Source organism: Clostridium gasigenes (assembly GCF_017348895.1).
GTDB lineage: Bacteria > Bacillota > Clostridia > Clostridiales > Clostridiaceae > Clostridium > Clostridium gasigenes.
Genome location: NZ_CP071376.1, coordinates 2,049,420 through 2,068,602, shown reverse-complemented (window position 1 = coordinate 2,068,602; position 19,183 = coordinate 2,049,420). Strand labels below are relative to the sequence as shown.

Below are 19,183 nucleotides of genomic sequence, written 5' to 3'. Positions count from 1 at the left end.
TTTTATTAATTTTTAAATATATCTTTAAGTACAGTTCTATTATTTTCCAAACTATATTTATTCTTTATTAATTCATAACCTTTCTCTTCTATATAATTCCGATTATTTTTATCTAATTTTAATAAATTTATTTTCTTTGCAAACTCTTTATTATCATCTGTTACATATGCGTGTTCGCTATTTATAATACCTATACCTTCCGCTCCAACATTCGTAGTAATTACTGCTATCTTTGCGGCTAAACTCTCTAGAACTTTAATTTTTATCCCTGCACCAAGCAATAAAGGTGTTACTGATAAATCCATAATTTCAAAATATTCATTAGGATCTTCTACAAATCCTGTAACAATAATATTTTCAGATTTTAAATTCAGTATTTTTTTCGATGGATTTGCACCAACAATATAAAACTTAGTATTTTCTTTATCCACTAAAGGCCATATATTTTTCATAAAATTAGTAACAGCATTTTCATTTTCTAGTCTATTCATTGCGCCCCAAAACATAATATTAAAACCTTTATGTTTTTTCTTAACTGTGTTATTTCTTTTTATATATGGATTAATAACTTTGACATTGCTATTATCAGGAATTAGTTTAGCATCTTTTTCGTTTAATGTTAATATATAATCAAACTTATTTATTAACATTAATTCAGCTTTTTTCAATCTATTATATTCTAAAGTATATAATAATTTTTTAATTAAATTTTTCTCTTTATCTACTTTTCTTTCAAATGATAAAAAAGAAACATCATGCTCTACAGAAATTATCTTCCCCTTAAAGTTTGTTTTTAGTATTTCTTCAATATACATCATATTTTGAGTATAATCTAATATTATAAAATCATAATTAGTACTTTTCAGTTTATTTACAATAATCTTTTTTAATCTATTATCATTTCTCACTGACATAATTAATGGTTTTTTTATATTACTAAATATATTTTTTATTTTTCCTTTTTTGTTAATTGGTAAAAATTCTGTACTGTTTGCTATTTCATTAATATCTTTACAATTAACTGAACTTTGATTTTCATTTATTACTCCTAATACATCTATATTAAAATCGAATTCTTTTTTAATAGTTTCTATCAGATTATATGATACATTTATGCCTGCTTGTGATGCGTTTTTCTGTGGTATAAATGAAGTTATATAAAGTAAGTTCATATTATATCTCCTCGTATAGGTATATTTCATTAAAGTAAAAAAATCAGTTACTAATCTTCCTAATATCCTTACTACTGATTCTATTTATACATTTTTTCATAATATGTTTCGTATGCACCTGATGTTATATTTTTCATCCATTCTTGGTTGTCTAAATACCATTGTATAGTTTTAACTATTCCTACTTCAAAAGTAGTTTCTGGGTACCATCCAAGTTCTTCTTTTATTTTAGTTGGGTCAATTCCGTATCTCATATCATGACCTTTTCTATCTTCAACATATTTCTTTAAAGTTTCAGTTATAGCTTTATCAATATTTTCGTTTAAGTAGCCTATAACAGTGTCAACTATTTGAATATTAGTTCTTTCATTATGTCCACCAACGTTATAAACTTCTCCAAGTCTTCCATTGTTTATAACCATATCGATAGCTTTTGCGTGGTCTGCAACAAATAACCAATCTCTAATGTTCATTCCTGTTCCGTAAATAGGTAAATCTTTATGATCTAAACAATTGTTTATTAATAAAGGTATTAACTTTTCTGGGAATTGGAATGGTCCATAGTTATTTGAACATCTTGTAATGTTTGTTGGCATTTTAAATGTATCAGCATATGCCTTAACCATTAAATCTGACCCAGCTTTGCTTGATGAATATGGGCTATGAGGATCTATTGGTGTAGTTTCCATAAAGAAACCAGTATCTCCTAGTGATCCGTAAACTTCATCTGTTGAAACATGAAGGAACTTAACGCCTTCTTTCCACACTTCATTAGTTTCCCAAGCATCTTTAGCACAATTAAGTAAGTTAACAGTTCCCATAACATTTGTTTTTGCAAATATTTCAGGTTCTTTTATACTTCTATCAACATGTGATTCAGCTGCAAAGTGAGCTACATAATCTATTGGATATTTTTCAAAAAGACTTGAAACTAATTCTTTATCACAAATATCTCCTTGAACGAATACATGTCTATCATCATTTTCTATTGACTTTAGGTTTTCTAAATTACCTGCATAAGTTAATTTATCTAAGTTAATTATTTTTATATCTTTATATTTATTTAACATATATATTACAAAGTTTGATCCTATAAATCCTGCTCCACCAGTTACTAAATAAGTTTTCATATATTTCATTCCCCTTTATCATTCTTAATAATTTTCAAAAATTATAAAAGCAAGTTTATAATGTTCAATAATATAATTTTAACATTAAACATTATAAATTTTACTTAAATAAAAATTATAAATTTGAATTTCCATCTATAAAACTTGCTACCGCTTCTTTCCAATCTCTCATTTCATCGCCAACAGTACATCTTAGCATCATGTTATCAAGTGATGAATATTCAGGTCTTTTTGCTGCTGTTTTAAATTCTTCTGAAGTACAAGGGTTAACAACACACTTTCTATGTGATAATTCCATTATTAACTTTGCAAAATCACACCAACTACACTCACCTTTTCCTGTGCAATGGTAAACTCCATATTCTTCTGTTTCTATTAACTTAAGAATATGATAAGCTAAATCATTTGCATTAGTTGGATTTCCTCTTTGATCATCTACTACATTTAATGATTCTTTATCTTTACCAAGATTCATCATTGTATAAACAAAGTTCTTTCCAACATATCCATATAACCAAGCTGTTCTAACTACAAAGTATTTTGATGAAAATTCTCTAACATATTCTTCACCAGTTAACTTAGTTTTCCCATAAACACTATATGGTGCTGGTCTATCAAATTCTGTTAATGGTTTGTTTCCTACTCCACTAAATACATAATCAGTTGAAACCTGAACTAATTTAGCACCTATTTCTTCGCAAACCATAGCTAAATTTTTTGGTCCAAGTGCATTTATTTTAAAAGCTAAATCCTGGTTACTTTCGCATCCATCTACATTAGTAGCTGCTGCGCAGTTAATTACAACATCAGGTTTTTCTCTTGATATAACTTCTTTAACTTGAGCTAAATTTGTTATATCTAAATCTTCAACATCTAATGCTATAACTTGTGAATTCTTTATTTCATTGCTTACAACAGCAATTTCAGCTTTTCCAGTTTTTATTATACTTTGAAGCTCATTTCCAAGTTGTCCTTTGCATCCTGTTATTAATATTTTCATATATTCTCCTACCCCTCGTACACAAAAGGTACATCTAATTCTTTTAATGTCTTTTGAACCTTATCTTTTTCTGATAATAGTATTTCGTCTATTCCATCTAAAGGCCATTCTATAGCAACATCTTTATCATTCCATAAAAGTCCACTATCATATTCTGGAGAATAGAAATTTGTGCATTTATAATTAAATACAGCTTCTTCTGAAACTACTAAAAATCCATGTGCAAAACCTTCAGGCACATAAAATTGCTTTTTGTTTTCAGCGGTAAGAAGGATTCCTTCCCACTTTCCATAAGTTTCTGAACCGCGTCTTAAATCTACAGCAACATCATAAACTGCACCTTGAGTTACGCGAACTAGTTTACCTTGAGTGTTTTTAGTTTGGAAATGCATTCCTCTTAAAACACCTTTTTTAGATTTAGATTCATTATCTTGAACAAACTCCATAGTAAGACCAGCCTCATAAAAATCTCTCTTACTATAAGTTTCCATAAAATATCCTCTGTCATCTCCAAAAACTTTAGGTTCTATTATATATAAATCTTTTATTTTAGTTTCTATAAAATTAAAATTACTCAAATTAGCACAACTCCTTATCATCTTGTAAAAATCATTTGGAAAATATTACACCCCAGGGGTGTTTTTATATTGATTCATTAACTATATCAACTAAATATTTACCATATCCAGTTTTCATTAAAGGTTTTGCAAGTTCTAGTACCGCAGCTCCAGTTATCCAACCTTTTCTAAATGCAATTTCTTCTAAACAAGCAATATAAGTTCCTTGAGTGTTTTGAACAGCTTCTACAAAGTTAGATGCTTGCAGCATAGATTCGTGTGTTCCTGTATCAAGCCAAGCCATACCTCTACCTAAAAGATTAACTGTTAAAGTGCCTTCTTCCATATATACTCTGTTTAAATCAGTTATTTCAATTTCGCCTCTATGAGAAGGCTTTAATGCTTTTGATTTTGCTACAACAGAATTGTCATAAAAATAAAGCCCCGGTACTGCATACTTTGATTTAGGTTGTTCTGGCTTTTCTTCTAGAGAAATAACCTTCCCAGTTTCATCAAATTCTACAACTCCAAACGCCTTAGGGTCTTGAACATAGTATCCAAATACCATAGCTCCACTTTGCATACTTGCCGCTTTTTTTAAATGACTTGAGAAGTTTTGACCATAGAATATATTATCCCCAAGTATCATGGCTACATTATCATCACCTATAAATTTTTCACCTATTATAAATGCTTCTGCTAAACCATTAGGTTGTTCTTGAACTGCATATTCAATATTTAATCCAAATTCAGAACCATCTTTAAATAACTCTTCAAAATTAACAATATCTCTTGGTGTTGATATTATTAATATATCTCTAATTCCAGCTAACATTAAAACTGACATCGGATAATAAATCATTGGTTTATCATATATAGGCACCATTTGCTTTGACATTGCCTTTGTTACTGGGTAAAGTCTTGTTCCTGATCCCCCTGCTAATATAATTCCCTTCATTTAAAAACATCTCCTATCCTATTTCTTTCTTTTTCCAACTTTCATTCCAACTACTCGAGCTGTAAAATTTGTGAATAAGTCAAATATTATACTATACTTCTTATCTTCTATTGCCCTTTTAATTACATATTTCAAAACACCTTTACCCCTTTTGCTAGCCTTATATTTATCAAAATAAGGATTTTGCGCAAAAAACTTTCCGATATCTTTATATCTGTTATAAACTTGCTTCAATGAAAACTCATGAGAATGAATAACTTTAGATTCTGATTCATATTTAATCCTATATCCGTTCATTATTAATTTATAAGCAAAGTACATGTCCTCATTAGTGGGTAAATCCTTATTGTCATACCCATTTAAACTTTCGAAAACACTTTTTTTGATAGCACTAGATGTATCAGAAAAGAAGAAACTCATGATTCCTAATTTTTCCACATCATCTTTTGTTACAATTCTTGATACTTCTGGATAATTAACTTCTCTTATATATTTCTCTAGCCCATGGTTTTCATATCCAATTTGTCTACTAAAACTGGCCTCACACTCGTCATTAACAATTCCACTTATAAGATTTGCTAACCAATCTTTACCTATAATTTTTATATCTTGAGTTATAAAAACAATAATTTCTCCATTACTTGAAAAAGCTGCTTTTTCCCTTATTAAACTATGAGAAAACTCCTGCTTACTTATTTTATTATATTTTGCACCTATTTCTTTAAGTACACTTTCCGTTAAATCGCTAGATTCCGTTAATATAAATTCTAAACTTTCTATTTCTATATTTTCTTGTCTATAAATATTACTATATAGTTCTTTTATATATTTTTCCCCATTATATAAAGGGCATATTATTGAAACTTTCACTTTATTTTAGCCTCCATACCGTTAACACTTAAAATTTCCCAACAGTTTTCTCATATTCTTTTAAATTATCCATACAATTTTTGTTAACTACAAATATAGTATCTCTTTTTTCTATAGTTAATATATTTTCCACACCTATCATAACTACTCTTTTTTTATTATTTATAACCATATTTTGTTCTGATTCTATAACCTGAGTATTAATAGTAATTATATTTCCTTTTTCGTCTTTTTGCCTATATCTTTCTATAGATCTCCAAGACCCTATATCATCCCAACCTATCTCACTTGGTATAACGTAAATATCATTAGATTTTTCTAAAATTGCATAATCTATTGATATTTCATCTGTATTCCTATAATTATTATTTATTAATTCTTGTAATTGTTCTTCGTTTACCGTTTCTATACATTTTAGTGCTTCAAAAGTATTTGGAATATATTTTTTTATTTTGCTTATTATAGTATCAGCCTTCCAAATAAACATTCCACCATTCCAAAGGTACTTTCCTAAAGCTAAATATTCTTCTGCCTTTTCTTTATTCGGCTTCTCTACAAATTTTTCTACTTTATTAACATTATTTCCAACATTCTCTCCATATTTTATATACCCATATCCAGTCTCTGCTCTATCTGGTCTCATACCTAATGTCAATATCACATTATTATTTTTACTTAAAAATTCATTTCCTTCTATTATTATATTAGTAAATTTATTTTCATCTTTTATTAAATGGTCTGATGGAAGAACTACCATTGTAGCATCTTCATAATATCTTTTCATTACTAATGCTGATAACGCTATACATGGCGCAGTATTTCGCCCTTCTGGCTCTATTATTATATTTCTATCTGGTAATTCAGGTAATTGTTTCTTAACTAAACCAACGTACCTTTCACAAGTACAAATAAATATTCTTTCTATAGGTATAATAGGTAATATTCGTTTTACCGTCATTTGTATCATAGTATCATCACCTATTAAATTTAAAAATTGCTTTGGCTTTTCTTCAGTTGATAATGGCCAAAACCTTGTCCCTTTTCCCCCAGCCATAATTAAAGCACATAACATAATATACACACTCTCCTAAAATATATTTTCTATATTTAGTTATATAGCCCCATCCTTTTTAATAACCGATATAAATGTTTTAAATATAATTTTAATATCAAAAATTATTGATCTATTATCAACATAATAAATATCCATTTTAACTCTTTCTTCATAAGTAGTATTACTTCTACCATTCGCTTGCCAATACCCTGTCAGTCCTGATTTCACACTAAATGCCTTTTCAAAATCATCCCCATATTTCGCAATTTCCCTATCTATAATAGGTCGTGGCCCAACTACACTCATTTCGCCCTTAATTATATTAAAAAGTTGTGGTAGTTCATCTAAGCTTGTCTTTCTTAAGAATTCACCTATTTTAGTTATCCTAGGATCATTCTCTAATTTAAAATGCTTCTCAAACTCATGTTTTTGCTCTTGTGTAAAATTATCAAATACCTCTTTAGCATTAGGTACCATACTTCTAAATTTATAAGCTTTGAATTTTTTCCCATTCATACCTACTCTATCATGTCCAAAAATTATTGGTCCTTTTGAATCAATTCCTATAAGTATTGAAACAATTAAAAATACTGGACTTAATACTATTAATCCAATACATGATGCTATAAAATCCGCTGCTCTTTTTATAAAATCATAGAATTTTTTTTCTCTATATTTAGTTACTGCTATCACTTTTTCTAGTTCTAAATTACAATCCACAGTGTCCCCTCCTAAAATTCCTCTCTAAATTAAACATTATTAATATGCTTTTTAAATTTATTCAATTTAATCCAACTCTTTTTTGGGCAAAAATAATAGCGCCTTTTGATTCTAATTTTATTAATATTCCTACTACTATTAATATAGGAGTTAATAATATTAAACTACTTAACGCTCCAATAATATCTAATATTCTCTTTGAATACCTATAAAAAGAACCTGCTCTTTTACAGCTTATTTCTATATCTCTATTTAATTCAGTACTCATCAAAGCTATATCCCCTTCCATTATAAATTCAAAATAGTTATAAAATATTAATCTTATTATTTTTATATTTTCTTATTATTTTTCTATACTTAAGATTATTTGTTAAAGAATTTTATTAAATTATACGCATTTATCACAAATAAATGTTTATTTGTGATAAAACATATTATATCATACTTTTTTTTTATATTACACTTAAAATTCTCTCTAAAAACCAAATATATATTCTTCTCAAGTGTTTTAAATTACCTTTTTCGATATTAATGTTATTTAATGTTATTTAAAGGATTTATTTTATATTTTTTCTTTATAAATACCTATTTAAATTAAAAAAACTTACTTTTTTTAATTTATGCCAAGTCGAATATTGTCAATCGGTTTTTATATTAACATGACTTTAGTCCTGTATTATCAATTATTTTATGTTATATAAATAAGACATAGATTAATAATTAATCTATGTCTTATTTATATAACATACACGCTTTTATCTTTTAATTATACCCTTTTGGGTTATTACTTTGCCATCTCCAGGAATCTTCACAAATTTCTTCTATAGATTTTTCTGCAATCCATCCTAGTTCATTGTTTGCTTTTTTAGGATCTGCATAACAGATTCCTACGTCCCCAGGTCTTCTGTCTACTATTTTATATGAAATTTCTCTTCCACTTGCTTTTGAAAAAGCTTTTACTAATTCTAATACGCTATATCCATTTCCTGTTCCTAAGTTATATGTTACAAGACCTGAATTTGCAGATAGTTTTTCTAAGGCTTTTATGTGTCCTTTTGCTAAATCAACTACATGAATATAATCTCTAACTCCAGTTCCATCCACTGTATTATAATCATTTCCAAATACACTTAGTACTTTTAATTCTCCAATTGCTACCTTTGTAATATAAGGCATTAGATTATTTGGAATCCCACTTGGATCTTCTCCAATTGTTCCACTTTTATGAGCTCCTACAGGATTAAAATATCTTAAAATTGCAATGTTCATATCTTTATCAGCTTTATAAACATCTCTTAAAATATCTTCTATCATGAGCTTAGTTGCTCCATATGGGTTAGTTGTTGATAAAGAGGCTGCCTCTTTTACAGGCATAGTTTTTGCCTCCCCATAGACTGTTGCCGATGAGCTAAATACAAAGTTTTTAACATTATATTTCTTCATAATATTTAACATTACAAGTGTAGTAGTTAAATTATTATGATAATATTCAATTGGCATGGAAACAGACTCCCCAACTGCTTTAAAAGCAGCAAAATGTATAACTGCATCTATTTTATTTTCTTTAAATACAGTTTCTAAATCTTCTTCATTTAATATATTCATTTTGTAAAACTTAGGTAACTTACCTGTTATACTTTCAATTCTATCTAAAACAACATCCTTACTATTGCTTAAATCATCAACTATAATAACTTCATAACCTTGATTCAAAAGTTCAACAGTTGTATGACTCCCTATGTATCCCATTCCCCCTGACACTAAAACTACCATCTTTTCATCCACCTTTTGCAAAAATTTATTTTTATTATATCATATAAATACATTAGGTTTAATTATATATACAAAATTTAATAGTAAATTTTAATTTGCTCTATTATATTTTAAAAGATATTCATTTCTTATTTATAAGTAAACACCTTTCTTATCTAAATAATAGTTAGTAATATTAACTATTTGATTTGTTATTAATTGTATTGTATTGTATAATTTACATATATTTTTAAAGTAGGTTATAAAATGGATAAAGATCGTAAAATAGGATTAGATATAGTTAGGGTAATTGTAATAATATTTGTTCTATCTGTTCAATTTTTTGCTCACACCAAATATTATACAACTTCTTTATCTGGTAAAAGCATGTGTATCCAAACTTTTATAAGAACATTATAAAAACACTATAAAAATTATTGAAACTCAATAATTTTATAGTGTTTTTATTTAATTGCTTCATTAATAATGACTATTTCTATACTGCAAATAATTTCTTTTTAACTTTTGTAGTTCCTATATGATTTATTATATCTTCATCTCTTAATACTTTTAACCCATTACCTTTAAAAGTATCCTTTTGTGATTTAGATAGTACTGAATAACTATACCTTGTGTTCCTAGTTAATTGCCCGTTTAGTTCACTTGCAACGAAATTATATACTTTAGCTCTTAATAATTGTTTAGCTATACGTTTAATTTCCTTACCATATAAACCAGTCAAACTATTTATATCTAATTCAAATAAACATCCAAGATCTTTAAGTTTTTCTATTCTACTTATCTTTTCTATTATTTCTTTACATCTTTCTGGATGAACTATAATTGGAACTATTCCTATTAATGTTAACTCAAATACCATGTCAACTTGTTGATTTGTCATTGTTTCATCCAAATCTATAAGCATATATTTAGATTTATTTATACTTCCAAATTTTCCATTCAAACAATCCTTAATATTACTTTCTGATAATTTGATGCTTTCTGCTAAATAAAGTTTCACATCAATATTATTTTTTTCTAACTTATTTTTTAAAATACTTAACCTAATTTCCATTTCTTCTATAGATACAGCTACATCTTGCACGCCACATTTTGTAGCTACAACCATTTCTCTAACACCCTTCTTGAAAGCGTATTCAACTGCATCTATTGCTAAGTTATAATCCGCTTCAAGACATTCAACTTTCCCTAGAATATTCGCATTTAAATCTACCATTTAAATCCCCCACTATATATATCTATCTGTTTTATATAACCTCTTATATTTTATACTATAATAGGTTCCTTGTCTAGAAAAAAATTACATTTTTATATTTTTAAGCTACATAATTTTTAATTAAATTAAAAATTTATTTATAATTAATTTTACTTTTTAAAATTGGTTTATATTTCATGTCATTCGACATTTTTTTTATATAAATGAAAAAATAAGCCCTGCACTAATTTATTTAGTGCAGGGCTTATTTACATATTCAGAATGTTATTTTTTTAAGCTTACTTATATATTAAATCTCTAATATGGCTTTAAAGTTTTCTATTCCTATTCTTTCTATAGTTCTACCCTCAGCTCTAAAATCTCTATTTAAAGAACTTGATGATAGTTCTATTAAAGAAGTACATACTGGAGTATCAATTTCTAAGTATTTTCCTAAAGATTCCATAAGAACTAATCCCTCTGGTACATCTTCTGTTATATATCTTGAATCAGATGTATATGGTCCACTTGTAGAATGATTTTTTGCATAATCAAAAAACACGGCTTCAGCATCCATATTACTAATTAAAGAATTTCTAAATTTACAAGCTTCCACGTAAGATACTCTCTCACAACCTAGCCTCTCCATTATGTCCATTTTTTCCTTATCAAGGCCATTTACCATATTCCACACAGATTTTGTAAACACTTCTTTATACATCCAATATTCTTTTCCATCTGTGTACTCTATTCTCGGAATACTCATAAAGGCTCCTATTGTATGAACAATTAAATTAGGATTATGCAATGCAGCCTCCACTATGTTTTTTGTAGGAATAAAATTATACTGTAACAATTCTAACTTCTCTAGAGCTTCCTTAGTCCTACTTTTAGGGTATATACCTATAGGATTTCTAACATTCTCAAACATAGCCGTAACTTCCCCTGGCTTAGTTATCCTACAATCAATAGGTGAACTTTCCGCTTCTACATATATTAAAGGCTTGTCCTTGCATTCCTTTAAAAAGAATAAAGTAGCCAAATATCCAGGTTCTATTAAAATAATTTGACTATATAAATATTTACTCATTCTTTTTATTACATCTTCTTGATAATTAGTTTGTACATATAATATTATCAATTCAGATCCTTCTAATGCTTCTTTAAAATCCGTAGTAACTAAATGCAATTTAGCTTCTCTTGACTCATTATTCCTAATTAAATTTATTTTATAACCATTATTTAATATAGTATTAAAATTTTCATTATGCAAACTATTAGAAGTTTTTAAAATTGTTACCTCATGACCCTTTAACGATAAATCTGCTGCTACAGTAGTCCCCGCATTACCCGCACCCACAACTGTTATTTTCATTATAATCTCTCCCCATTTAATATTAATTATTATTAATATTAATATCAATTATTAATTTTAGTTTCCCTGATTTAGTTATTTAATACTAACTCCTGTTCAACTAGCAACAAATTTATTATCTAATGCCCCCCTGCTTTTTGCTTCTAATAAACATAATCCATTGTATTATTGGATTTTTTTTAGTTTATTTATACTGTATTATCTTTAGTTTTTTAAATTTCAAAAAGTATAGCTCCATAGAATATGTTTATTTATATCTTAAATAAAATTAAGACACCTTTAAAAACAACTAGTCAATGCTAGTTGTTTCTTAAGATGCCTAAGGGAGCTTGAAAAAATAACTAATCTTCTCCCTAATAACTCTATATCGCTAAACTCATCTTCATCTATTTCTAATACTATACCTAAAATCCCAATAAGTAAACGTTTATCATATTTATATAATTGTTTTCAAATATTCTACTAACCCATCTTTAAGTTCTGGCTTCCTTAAGGCATACTCTATAGTAGCTTCTAAGAACCCTTGCTTGTCTCCAACATCATATCTTCTACCTTCAAAATTATACGCATACATTGCTTCTTCTTGAATTAACGTTAATAATGCATCAGTAAGTTGTATTTCATTTCCTTTACCAGGCTTTGTGTTTTCTAATATTTCAAATATCTTTGGTGTAACTATGTATCTTCCAAGTATTGCAACATTTGATGGAGCTTCTTCAATGCTAGGTTTTTCAACTAAACCTTTAACTTTCATAACTCTATCTTCTATTTCAATTCCCTCAACTATACCATATCTTGAAACATGTTCTTTTGGTACAGTTTGTACACCTAAAATAGTAGTTTTATATTCATTGTAACAATCAATAAGTTGCTTTAAACAAGGTTTTTCATCATTATAAACGATATCATCACCTAAAAGAATTGCAAAAGGTTCATCCCCGACAAAAGCTCTTGCACAATATATAGCATGTCCAAGTCCTTTAGGTTCCTTTTGTCTAATAAAATGAATATCTACCATATTAGATATATCATTAACTATTTCTAAAAGGTCGTCCTTACCAGCTTTAGCAAGCTCAATTTCAAGCTCAATTGATCTATCAAAATGATCTTCAATACATTTCTTGCCTCTACCAGTTATAATAAGAATTTCTTCAATTCCTGAAGCTATTGCCTCTTCTATTATATATTGAATAGTCGGTTTATCAACTATAGGTAACATTTCCTTTGGTTGAGCCTTTGTTGCTGGTAAAAATCTAGTACCAAGCCCCGCTGCTGGTATAATTGCTTTTCTAACTTTATTACTCATAACCTACTCCTTAATAAATCTTAAACTAACTACTCTTTTGTAAAGAATTTATCTCTACCTGTAGTCTTTATGCCTTTGTATTATATCATATAATTAAGTAATTTTCTTACACAGTTTCCATTACACAATATTTTTGTATTATAGCTTTCATGGCATCCATGTTTTCTTCCATGTCAGCAACTAGTTTAAATTGGTTTCTAGTTCTATCTAGGTTATGATTTTTTCGATTCACTTTAAAATAACTATCCCCATTTAAATGATCAGTTAAGAATCTTATTCCAAGTTCAAGTGCTATAAGTTTTGCTGAGAATGGTAAATATTCTATTTCGTTTTTTGTAAGAGTGTACTTAGCAGACTCTAAATATCCTTTTGCGAAATGTTCATAAAGGTTAATATCAAAGTTTACCTTTGATAAATCAGCTTCATCTTCTAACGCAGTTGTTGCTCCAAAACTAATAGCATCGCCAAAGTCATATAATGCTAACCCAGGCATCACTGTATCTAAATCTATTAAAGCAATTCCTTCACCTGTAATATCATCTGTCATAACATTATTAAATTTTGTGTCATTATGAGTAATTCTTAAAGGCAATTCCCCCTCTGCAAGCATGTTAACCAAAAGTTCAGTATCCTTAGCTCTTTTCATAGCAAAAGCTATATCATCAAGGCAAAATGCCACTCTTCCCTTTTTATCCTTTTCCACAGCATCTATAAAAGCTTCATAGCTCTTTTTAGTATCGTGAAAATCTGGTATAGTCTCATAAAGATTCTTCAAATCACACTTTTTAGACATAATAATAAAACCCTCCCACTTAGTTTAAAATGTTTTCCCCTATCCCACTTCAATGCTATTATTTATAATTTATACCATAATTATACTATATTTTTATAATTTAATCTATTCTAGTTAATATTATATTAACTAGAACTATAATCTATTATTAAATAAAAAAAACTACAATAAAATATTATAATTTTATTGCAGTTTCTTTACTAAATAGCGAATTACACCAGTTCGTATTCACTTGTATTTTCTTACATACATTTAATTAAACTTCCCATTTGGATTTATTGCTATCTCGCTGCTTTTAAATTTGTTATATCCGCCCAATTATTAGCAGTCACCATTTCAACTTGAAGTAGATCCTTTTTGATAGCAGTTACATCACCTTTAATCTGAGCTATATCATTACTCATACTATCATGTTCAGCTTTATTAACTTCTTATGAATGCTCTAATGCTTTTACAATTTGATATATTTCTTTTTGCCCTTGTTCTAATCCAGCAAACTTAGATTCTAATCTTTTTATCCCATCTTGCATAGACTTTAAAATCTCTAATATCTCTTTATCCATTCTTCGCTCACTCCTTGGTGTTATTCTAATTATTATATTATAATACCTAGATTTAGTTTTGTATATTATTCTTAATCATAAACTTGCTAATCTTCTAATCTCATATATATTAAATTTCACTCTATACACCTACGCATATTTCTCTTAACCAAAAACATATTAAAAATTTATTTTATGTTATCAATAATTTCACTAAATACGTAATTAATCTGATTTACATTCCCCTTGTTTCTTGTAGATTTAAATTTCCTCTCCAAACCAGCTCTTAAGAATTTATACACATTTAACTAACAGATTAATTTTATCCACAATTTACTCAACAGGTTATCAACAGGTTGTTAACAGACTTTTCAACATATTATCAACATTTTTTACATTTTCATCACTTTTCAATATACTTAGATATTCATAGTAAATATAAGGAAATAAGAGGTAGAGATATCTAATTAATTTCAACTACCACTTTCCAAAGTTTGACATCTATTGCTGATTTATGTATAAATTTAGTATAATCTAATTTAAGAGGTGAATATATGGAATCAGAATTAGTAGACATTTTAAGCAAACTCTATACAAAATATGGTACTACAGATGAAGTTTTAAAATTAAGTAGAGTAATTGATATACTAGTTGTAAATAAACAAAAAGTCACTTTTCAAAACTATATTAACTTTAAGAGATTAAATTGATAAACGACATAATTATGACTTTATTATTTATAGCATGATGGTTTCTTATTCTTTATAATTTTAATTTTTCCAACCTGCGAACTTTGCCCACCCTAAGTTCGCAAAAATTGGTTTAATATTGCCCTTAATTTGTTTTTATAAGCAAAAAAGCACTATAAAATAATTATAGTGCTTCACTGCTTACACTTGGAGTTTTTTCTAATCATAGGTCTTTCCGAAATAATGGACTGGTACTCTCAAGGCTTGCTACTTAACCGGAATATAAACCACCATTAACAGATATTGTTTCACCGGTGATATATTTACTCCTATCACTTGATAAAAACAATGCTACATTTGCAACATCACTTGCTTCCCCAAAACATTTCATAGGTATTTTAGCCATTAAATTCTCAACAGCTTTTTCTGGCAGGTTTTTAGTCATATCAGTTTTAATAAACCCTGGCGCTATAGCATTTACAGTTATTCCATACTTTGCAACTTCCTGCGCTAATGACTTAGCCAATCCTATTAACCCTGATTTAGAAGCTGCATAATTAGTTTGTCCAAAGTTTCCACTCAAAGCAATTACTGAAGCAATATTAATTATTCTACCGCTATTATTTTTTATCATATTAGGAACAACTTCTTTGCACACATTAAATGCTCCAGTAAGATTAACGTTTATAACTTCATCCCACATAGAGTGTTCTAGTTTCACTAAAGATTTATCCCTAGTTATTCCTGCATTATTAATAAGAACATCAATATTTTTATGCTTACTTATTATACTCTTAATGCCCTCTTGAACTTCCTCTTTTTTTGAGATATCAAATTTCACATACTCATACATATCTATATACCGGCTAAACATTTCTAATTCAGCTATTACATCTTCATATTCTCTTCTTCCATTTATTATTACAAAATCACCTTGTTCTAAAAATTCCAATGCAATTTCTCTGCCAATTCCTCTAATACTCCCCGTAATTACAACTACTCTCTTTTGCATTTCTATTTTCACTCCCCGTATTTTCTACCATAATTATATTTTGGTAATATATTTACGCCTACCCCCATACTTGTACCATTTTTAATCTATGGTTCTATTCATGGTTTTCATATTCTAAAAACGCAGTATATTTTATGGTTTAACAACCCTTTACTGATACCTCAATCTAAATGTTATTTATTCCTTATGTTGTAATTATATAACATATAAGTTTTTTTATATAGCTAAATAATATTAAAATTAGTTTTATAGTCTTAATATTTTTGCTTGTACCTGTAAATTTTCTAGACATCCGAGGTAGTTTACTATTCCTTTATGGCTTTCAACAGCTTCTTCTCCAAATATTGATTCTAAACGCATTAGTGTAATATTCAATAGGTTTTTACAAAACAAATGATATTAAGTTAAATTATATATTGAATTGTATTTATCTCAAAATAGAGCCTATACTACAAAATGACCTAGAAGTTATCACTTCTAGGTCATTTAAATTCCCCTTAATACTAAAGTACTACATCTGTAGTTTCTTTAGTTACTATTTGAGCCTGTTCTATAGATTCAAGCTTACCACCTTTAGATAAAAACATATCTTTAGCAATAATACTATCCATAGCGGCTTTTATATCTGCATCTTTAAGCTCAGGTTTTACATCCTTAACTTCAAAAGTAAATTTACCCTTAGCTACGTCATTAAACCTCATATTTAACACTCTTTCAATCATTCATTTCACCTCCTTTCCTTTGTCATTAAATTGCTTAACCTAAGAAGTAATTTACTATCTTGATAGTAAATTTACTGTTTCTTTAGTTACTTGAGATATTGGGTAACTAATGAAGCCACCAATTATATCTCCAAGATCCATTAATGTTTCTTCTGTAGCTAATAAATTTAAATCATTAGCTCTTTGTTTTTTATAAATATCATTTCCTTTAGTATCAACACCAACCTTGTACTTAACAACAACTGCGCTATCAACTAATACTGAATTAACTGCCATATGTTTCACCTCCCTTCACTTAAATATATGCACTAGTTAAGGTTTTTGAAAAAATAATCAAATTATATTTTCCCTACAATATTTAAATTATATTAACCTCAAACAAGGTGTTGCTAAAAATTAGCAGCACCTTTATTTTGGCTTTTTTTTATAAGCAAAAAAACACTATAATAATTATAGTGTTTCATTGCTTGTACCTTGAAATTCCCTGGACCTCTCTCTCGTATAAGTTTAATAATCTTTGATTTGCTAGAGTATCCTTAGAAATACTCTAGCATTTATAATTTATATATAAAACAAAACTTAAGAATTAAATATTTCTATATAATTTTTTATAATAGATAACTGTATTTGGCATGAGAAATAGAACATCTGGTAGATGCTCAAAAATTTATTATGTAGACTTATGGAGTACCACAGTTTTACATTAGATCAACCCTCTCATTTCTCACTGAATTTAATCAAAAATTCCCTCGTACAATCTTAATGGTGTGGCTGGCTTTATATTCTCCGAGTCTGGATCAAAGTCCTAAGGTACGTTCTTAAATTGCCATTCCTCCCAGTTCTATTTTAAAAAATTATGCAGCTATTTTTAATTCAATTAGTTTCGGTTTTATGCCTTCTAAAAATTTGTTAGCATTATATTCTTCATTATGTTTTACAATTCCAAATATCAATTTAAGGAGCTTACCGCATAGCGCAATCAGTGATTGCTTGCCGGTTAAAGGATTTACTGGTCTAGTTTTATAATACTTATGCAACAGCTTAAATTCATCATTATTAACGACTAATGTTATAACTGCTACATATAATGCAGCTCTTAATTTAGACCTCCCACGTTTGCTTATGGTTGTTACACCTTTATGTTTACCAGAACTATTTTCTTTCAATGAAAGGCCGGCTAATTTAATTAGTTGTTTAGGTGAATTAAAGTTACTAATATCGCCAATTTGTGAAATAATATTAGAAATAGTAACTGTTCCTAATCCATCAATAGCATTTAGCTTATTGTAATACGGAATCATTTCTGTTACCCTTTGTATTTCTATATTAATTTTTTCTAGCCTATCCATAAGAAATCTATATGTATCAATTAAAGATACAATTTCAAATTTAGCTACATTATTGCCATAGCTTAAGCCAATAGAGTTCTGTGATAGATAAATTATCTCAGTAGCCTTTTTTAAACCTATTCCTTGCTTTATATTTGCAGCTCTAAATAAATCAACAATATCTTTTGGTGATTTATTACAAATGTCAGCAGGGAAAGATAAACTGTGCAATATAACCAATGATGATTTACATACAATATCCGAAAAAATGGTTCTCATTTCAGGATAATACTTATCTGTCCATCGTATTATATTATTTGTGTATCTATTTATTTCCTTTAATGTTTTTTGCCTTAAATCACAATAGTTTTTTAATTCAATATACTCTTCTGATTGTTGTGGTATATACGAAAATCTAGCATCTTTAACTAAAAAAGCTATTACTTTCGAATCTTTTCTATCTGTCTTAGTTTGGGTATTATCGTCTAACTCTTTAGATCGCTTAACATGAAATGGATTTACTAATACGAAGTCATATGAAATATCTTTGGAAAGTTTTTTCTGAATGATGTGATTATGCAATGGAAACCAATAGTGTCCTGTCGGCTCCGCACCGATGAAAACTTTATTCTTATTATGAATCCTGGCTAAGTTTTCAATCCAGTCGTCGAATTTTTTATATCCATCAAAATAATTACTAAAAGTAATTTCTTTTCTAGATAACTCAACTCCTCTAAAATCAAAGGCTCTAGCAACATTAAATTCTTTTGCTATATCAACACCTATAATAAGAGTTTCATTTGTTAGTTGACTTAACTTTACATTTTGTATACAATTAAATTGATTTTTCAAATTAATTCCTCCTCGCTATAATATTGTCTACAATTTTATTATACGAGGAGGGCTTTTTTTATTCAAATCCTATTTTAACTCCTAGACAGGAATCTCCGAGGTCGTTCCGAAAAATGGGCTTGACCCTAACCAGAA

General features: G+C 28.1%; 22 protein-coding genes. 2 read left to right on the top strand and 20 right to left on the bottom strand.

Features of this window, described 5'->3' with window-relative positions:
• Positions 1 to 5: 5 nt before the first annotated feature.
• From J1C67_RS09760 to galE, 10 genes are all read right to left on the bottom strand, one after another.
• Entirely contained in the window at positions 6 to 1,172 is a 1,167-nt protein-coding gene (locus tag J1C67_RS09760) for a glycosyltransferase (protein WP_167866648.1), read from the bottom strand.
• Positions 1,173 to 1,252: 80 nt separating this feature from the next.
• Positions 1,253 to 2,302 carry a dTDP-glucose 4,6-dehydratase gene (gene rfbB, locus J1C67_RS09755; protein ID WP_167866647.1) on the bottom strand — a complete coding sequence of 350 codons (1,050 nt, stop codon included), beginning with the start codon at positions 2,300 to 2,302 and terminating at the stop codon, positions 1,253 to 1,255.
• Positions 2,303 to 2,417: 115 nt separating this feature from the next.
• Positions 2,418 to 3,302 carry a dTDP-4-dehydrorhamnose reductase gene (gene rfbD, locus J1C67_RS09750; protein WP_167866646.1) on the bottom strand — a complete coding sequence of 295 codons (885 nt, stop codon included), beginning with the start codon at positions 3,300 to 3,302 and terminating at the stop codon, positions 2,418 to 2,420.
• Positions 3,303 to 3,310: 8 nt separating this feature from the next.
• On the bottom strand, positions 3,311 to 3,880 hold the full coding sequence (gene rfbC, locus J1C67_RS09745) for a dTDP-4-dehydrorhamnose 3,5-epimerase (protein ID WP_167866645.1): 570 nt from the start codon (positions 3,878 to 3,880) through the stop codon (positions 3,311 to 3,313).
• Positions 3,881 to 3,944: 64 nt separating this feature from the next.
• A complete protein-coding gene (rfbA, locus tag J1C67_RS09740) occupies positions 3,945 to 4,817 on the bottom strand; it encodes a glucose-1-phosphate thymidylyltransferase RfbA (RefSeq protein WP_167866644.1) in 873 nt (290 codons plus the stop codon).
• A gap of 18 nt (positions 4,818 to 4,835) precedes the next feature.
• Positions 4,836 to 5,687 (bottom strand): glycosyltransferase family 2 protein, encoded by an 852-nt coding sequence (locus J1C67_RS09735; protein WP_167866643.1) that lies wholly within the window; start codon positions 5,685 to 5,687, stop codon positions 4,836 to 4,838.
• A gap of 28 nt (positions 5,688 to 5,715) precedes the next feature.
• Positions 5,716 to 6,759 (bottom strand): mannose-1-phosphate guanylyltransferase, encoded by a 1,044-nt coding sequence (locus J1C67_RS09730; protein ID WP_167866642.1) that lies wholly within the window; start codon positions 6,757 to 6,759, stop codon positions 5,716 to 5,718.
• Between the two features lie 39 nt (positions 6,760 to 6,798).
• Positions 6,799 to 7,461 (bottom strand): sugar transferase, encoded by a 663-nt coding sequence (locus tag J1C67_RS09725; RefSeq protein WP_167866641.1) that lies wholly within the window; start codon positions 7,459 to 7,461, stop codon positions 6,799 to 6,801.
• A gap of 61 nt (positions 7,462 to 7,522) precedes the next feature.
• Entirely contained in the window at positions 7,523 to 7,729 is a 207-nt protein-coding gene (locus J1C67_RS09720) for a sugar transferase (RefSeq protein ID WP_167866640.1), read from the bottom strand.
• 494 nt (positions 7,730 to 8,223) lie between these two features.
• Positions 8,224 to 9,234 carry a UDP-glucose 4-epimerase GalE gene (gene galE, locus J1C67_RS09715; RefSeq protein ID WP_167866639.1) on the bottom strand — a complete coding sequence of 337 codons (1,011 nt, stop codon included), beginning with the start codon at positions 9,232 to 9,234 and terminating at the stop codon, positions 8,224 to 8,226.
• Positions 9,235 to 9,480: 246 nt separating this feature from the next.
• On the opposite strand from galE, the gene J1C67_RS09710 reads away from it, so the two are divergent.
• Positions 9,481 to 9,633 carry a hypothetical protein gene (locus tag J1C67_RS09710; protein WP_167866638.1) on the top strand — a complete coding sequence of 51 codons (153 nt, stop codon included), beginning with the start codon at positions 9,481 to 9,483 and terminating at the stop codon, positions 9,631 to 9,633.
• A 76-nt stretch (positions 9,634 to 9,709) separates the two neighbouring features.
• Here J1C67_RS09710 and J1C67_RS09705 read toward each other — a convergent pair whose 3' ends face one another.
• The 6 genes from J1C67_RS09705 to J1C67_RS19680 form a co-directional block, all read right to left on the bottom strand.
• Positions 9,710 to 10,450 (bottom strand): CpsB/CapC family capsule biosynthesis tyrosine phosphatase, encoded by a 741-nt coding sequence (locus J1C67_RS09705; protein ID WP_167866637.1) that lies wholly within the window; start codon positions 10,448 to 10,450, stop codon positions 9,710 to 9,712.
• A 289-nt stretch (positions 10,451 to 10,739) separates the two neighbouring features.
• On the bottom strand, positions 10,740 to 11,804 hold the full coding sequence (locus J1C67_RS09700; RefSeq protein ID WP_167866636.1) for an NAD/NADP octopine/nopaline dehydrogenase family protein: 1,065 nt from the start codon (positions 11,802 to 11,804) through the stop codon (positions 10,740 to 10,742).
• A gap of 436 nt (positions 11,805 to 12,240) precedes the next feature.
• Positions 12,241 to 13,110, bottom strand: coding sequence for a UTP--glucose-1-phosphate uridylyltransferase GalU (galU, locus tag J1C67_RS09695; RefSeq protein ID WP_089970110.1), 870 nt, complete (start codon positions 13,108 to 13,110; stop codon positions 12,241 to 12,243).
• A gap of 106 nt (positions 13,111 to 13,216) precedes the next feature.
• Positions 13,217 to 13,903 (bottom strand): phosphotransferase enzyme family protein, encoded by a 687-nt coding sequence (locus J1C67_RS09690; RefSeq protein WP_167866635.1) that lies wholly within the window; start codon positions 13,901 to 13,903, stop codon positions 13,217 to 13,219.
• Between the two features lie 281 nt (positions 13,904 to 14,184).
• Positions 14,185 to 14,307, bottom strand: a complete 123-nt coding sequence (locus J1C67_RS19685) for a hypothetical protein (protein ID WP_279286184.1) — start codon at positions 14,305 to 14,307, stop codon at positions 14,185 to 14,187.
• A 27-nt stretch (positions 14,308 to 14,334) separates the two neighbouring features.
• Positions 14,335 to 14,466 carry a hypothetical protein gene (locus tag J1C67_RS19680; protein ID WP_279286183.1) on the bottom strand — a complete coding sequence of 44 codons (132 nt, stop codon included), beginning with the start codon at positions 14,464 to 14,466 and terminating at the stop codon, positions 14,335 to 14,337.
• A 533-nt stretch (positions 14,467 to 14,999) separates the two neighbouring features.
• On the opposite strand from J1C67_RS19680, the gene J1C67_RS09680 reads away from it, so the two are divergent.
• The gene (locus tag J1C67_RS09680; protein ID WP_167866634.1) at positions 15,000 to 15,155 is read left to right on the top strand and encodes a hypothetical protein; all 156 of its coding nucleotides are present in this window, start codon (positions 15,000 to 15,002) and stop codon (positions 15,153 to 15,155) included.
• Between the two features lie 250 nt (positions 15,156 to 15,405).
• On the opposite strand, the gene fabG is transcribed toward J1C67_RS09680, so the two are convergent.
• The 4 genes from fabG to J1C67_RS09660 form a co-directional block, all read right to left on the bottom strand.
• Complete coding sequence (fabG, locus tag J1C67_RS09675; RefSeq protein ID WP_089973801.1) at positions 15,406 to 16,146, bottom strand: 3-oxoacyl-[acyl-carrier-protein] reductase; 741 nt, start codon at positions 16,144 to 16,146, stop codon at positions 15,406 to 15,408.
• A 503-nt stretch (positions 16,147 to 16,649) separates the two neighbouring features.
• Complete coding sequence (locus J1C67_RS09670) at positions 16,650 to 16,868, bottom strand: DUF2922 domain-containing protein (RefSeq protein WP_243175640.1); 219 nt, start codon at positions 16,866 to 16,868, stop codon at positions 16,650 to 16,652.
• A 54-nt stretch (positions 16,869 to 16,922) separates the two neighbouring features.
• Complete coding sequence (locus J1C67_RS09665) at positions 16,923 to 17,144, bottom strand: DUF1659 domain-containing protein (RefSeq protein WP_167866633.1); 222 nt, start codon at positions 17,142 to 17,144, stop codon at positions 16,923 to 16,925.
• Between the two features lie 578 nt (positions 17,145 to 17,722).
• Positions 17,723 to 19,048 (bottom strand): IS110 family RNA-guided transposase, encoded by a 1,326-nt coding sequence (locus tag J1C67_RS09660; protein ID WP_207253540.1) that lies wholly within the window; start codon positions 19,046 to 19,048, stop codon positions 17,723 to 17,725.
• Positions 19,049 to 19,183: the final 135 nt, after the last annotated feature.